Genomic DNA, 3112 nt, shown 5'->3' on the forward strand with positions numbered 1-3112 from the left:
ATTTTGTAAGTCATCGACTCAATGTACGTAGTAGTTTCCAAAAGAAAAATATCCTCCGTAAAATCACCTTCACCTTCATGATTGAAGTTCTTTATTTCCACATACATATTACCTGGCTTATCGTCATATACAATATTTGCATTCTCTATTGCATAATAATCCAAGCCTAACTTAAATTTAGTTTCCTCGGTAGTTTCTTCAACTTCCGTTTCCTCCTCATCAGAGGCAATCATTATGTCCCAGTTTGCCGTACCATCTTTCAATACTATTGCATTGGCAACTAAGTCAATTATTTCAAAAGATTTAATCTTATACTGTTCCCCTTCAAGAACACTATTAATGTCCAAAGTCGTCTCAAAGGTCCCCATTTCAAGTAATGTAACACCTTCAAATTCATCAATCCCTACTATACTTACATCATGAATTTCAAAATGAAAATGAGGAAATGTTGAAATCATACTCAAATCAAAATCACCAAAATCAACAACCGCATTAATATTTTTATTGGTTTCTTCCTTCACCATCGCAATGATGTCGTCTTTAAATACAATTGGAAAAACAACAAGTGCAACTAGTATTAACACAAAAAAGGCGACTACGCCAATGATTACTTTTTTCATTTTAATTTTTATTTGAGTTTAACTCTCCTTCCGAAACTGCTATAATGGTTGAAACTGTAGCATCACCGGTAACATTTACCACCGTTCTACACATGTCTAAGATACGATCTATAGGAAAAATTATTGCTATCCATGCAGGATTTAAGCCAACAGATTCTAACACTAAAATCATTAGCACCAAACCAGCGCTAGGTATTGCTGCTGCACCAATTGAAGCAAGTGTTGCAGTAATGATAATTACCAATTGTTGAGAAATTTCCAGATCTATCATATGAAATTGAGCTAAGGAAATAACTGCAATAGCTTGATATAAACTTGTACCATCCATATTTACTGTTGCACCAATTGGCAAAACAAAACTTGAAATAGATTTAGGGACCCCCATTTTATTTGTGATGTTATCCATAGTAACGGGGAGTGTTGCAACTGATGAACTAGTCGAAAATGCGGTAATTTGAGCATCCGAAATATTCCCCAAAAATGTACGAGGACTTATTTTCGCAAGTAACTTAACGATTAACGGATAAACAATAAAAATCATAATTAGCAGCCCCAACACAACTACCACGCCATACTTCCATAAGTAATCTAGCAACGCCGTAAACTTATCAGGATCTGACCCTGCTGCTTCAACCAACTTCCCTGCCATCAGAGCAAAAACAAAAAATGGCATTCCTTTCATTACAAACATTATCATCCCAATAAATACTTCGTTGAGTGAATCAATTAATTCAAGCAGAGGTTCTCTTTTACTTTCAGGAAGTTTAACAGCAACGATTCCAAAAAATATGGCAAAGAATATTATCTGCAACATAGACATTTCTGTTAGTGCCTTGAAAATATTACTAGGTACTGCATCAACTAAAGGTTGCAGTGGCCCCGAATTCTTATTCTTTTTGGCTTTAGCTAATTTATCTTCAGACCACGAATTCAACTTACCACCTCTGTTTTTTAGCACTAGTTCTACCACTTCCTTGTTTTCTGGCAAGCATGACAAACATATATCGTCTAATTTCTTTATTCCTTCTGAATCTCGCCAGATCTCATAGCTGATTCTATTCTCAAGACGAATCCGACCATCAACATGCTCACCTGGCTTAATTACATTTACTACAATTAAACCCAAGCTAACGGAAAGCATTGTTGTTATTAGATACAAACCCAATGTTTTGATTCCAATACGACCCAGTTTCGTAACATCTTTCAGAGATACTATTCCTAAAATAACAGAGAACAAAACCAAGGGTACAGCTATCATTTTCAGGATATTAATAAAAATATCACCAAATGGCTTAATGTAATTAACCGTGAAACTTTGCCAGGCCGGTCCTTGAATGATTGAAAAATATGCGAAAGCTGTACCTAATAATAAACCAATAATAACTTGCCAATGTAAAGCGAGTTTTTTCATGTTTATTATTGATAAGAGCGATTTCTAAGCAAATGATCTGAGATAATCAAGGCAGACATAGCCTCTACGATTGGTACTGCACGTGGAAGAACACACGGATCGTGACGTCCTTTCCCTGAAACAATAACTTCATTACCGTCTACATCAACCGATTTCTGATCAGTCATAATTGTAGCAATCGGCTTAAAGGCAACATTAAAATAGATATCTTCTCCATTAGAGATACCACCTTGCACACCTCCTGATAGATTAGTTCGTGTTGCAACACGATCTCCATCCATATAATACTCGTCGTTATGCTCAGAACCTCTTAATAAAGTTCCTTCAAAACCAGAACCAATTTCAAACCCTTTGGCCGCGTTGATACTAAGCATTGCTTTGCCAAGATCAGCATGTAGTTTATCGAAAACAGGTTCTCCTAATCCAACCGAAACATTCTTAATAACACAAGTAACAATACCGCCTATCGTATTCCCATCTTTCCTAATTCCATCGATTTTTGAAATCATTTTTTCCGCTATCACAGGATCAGGACAACGAACAATATTCTCTTCCGTTTTAGATAAATCGAGTTCGGAATAACTCTTATTCAATTTAATATCTCCAACAGCAGATACGTAAGCTATTATTTCAATTTGCTCTTGTTTTAAAAACGTTTTGGCAATGGCCCCTGCAAAAACACGAGAAGCGGTTTCTCTTGCAGATTGTCTCCCTCCACCTCTATAATCTCTATTACCATATTTCGCTTGGTAGGTATAATCAGCATGACTTGGTCTGAATTTACCCTTAATATGATCGTAATCTTTTGACTTCTGATCTTGATTTGCAATCGTAAAGCCTAATGCAGTACCAGTTGTTTTTTCTTCAAACACACCAGATAAGATCTCAAAATCATCCGCTTCTTTTCTTTGGGTAGTAATTTTAGATTGACCCGGTTTCCTTCTATCCATCTCAGAACGAATAAAATCCATATCGATTTCCACTCCACACGGACAACCATCGATAACACCTCCAAGAGCTTTACCATGAGATTCGCCGAACGTACTTAGTTTAAATACCTCACCTATTGAATTGCCTGCCA

At 36.2% G+C, this 3112-nt stretch carries 3 protein-coding genes; all 3 read right to left on the minus strand.

Annotated features, from left to right (window positions below; translation table 11 throughout):
• On the minus strand, positions 1 to 620 hold a 620-nt coding region (locus tag HRT72_12575; protein NQY68540.1), incomplete at its 3' end, for an AsmA family protein.
• Between the two features lies 1 nt (position 621).
• Positions 622 to 2031, minus strand: coding sequence for a dicarboxylate/amino acid:cation symporter (locus tag HRT72_12580; GenBank protein NQY68541.1), 1410 nt, complete (start codon positions 2029 to 2031; stop codon positions 622 to 624).
• Positions 2032 to 2036: 5 nt separating this feature from the next.
• Positions 2037 to 3098, minus strand: coding sequence for a chorismate synthase (gene aroC, locus HRT72_12585; protein NQY68542.1), 1062 nt, complete (start codon positions 3096 to 3098; stop codon positions 2037 to 2039).
• Positions 3099 to 3112 lie beyond the last annotated feature (14 nt).

The organism is Flavobacteriales bacterium (genome assembly GCA_013214975.1).
In the GTDB taxonomy this organism is placed as follows: Bacteria; Bacteroidota; Bacteroidia; order DT-38; family DT-38; genus DT-38.

What these genes read in the sequence shown, in the direction of transcription:
- HRT72_12580 (NQY68541.1), bottom strand. Translation starts at nt 2,031, where the DNA reads ATGAAAAAACTCGCTTTACATTGGCAAGTTATTATTGGTTTATTATTA.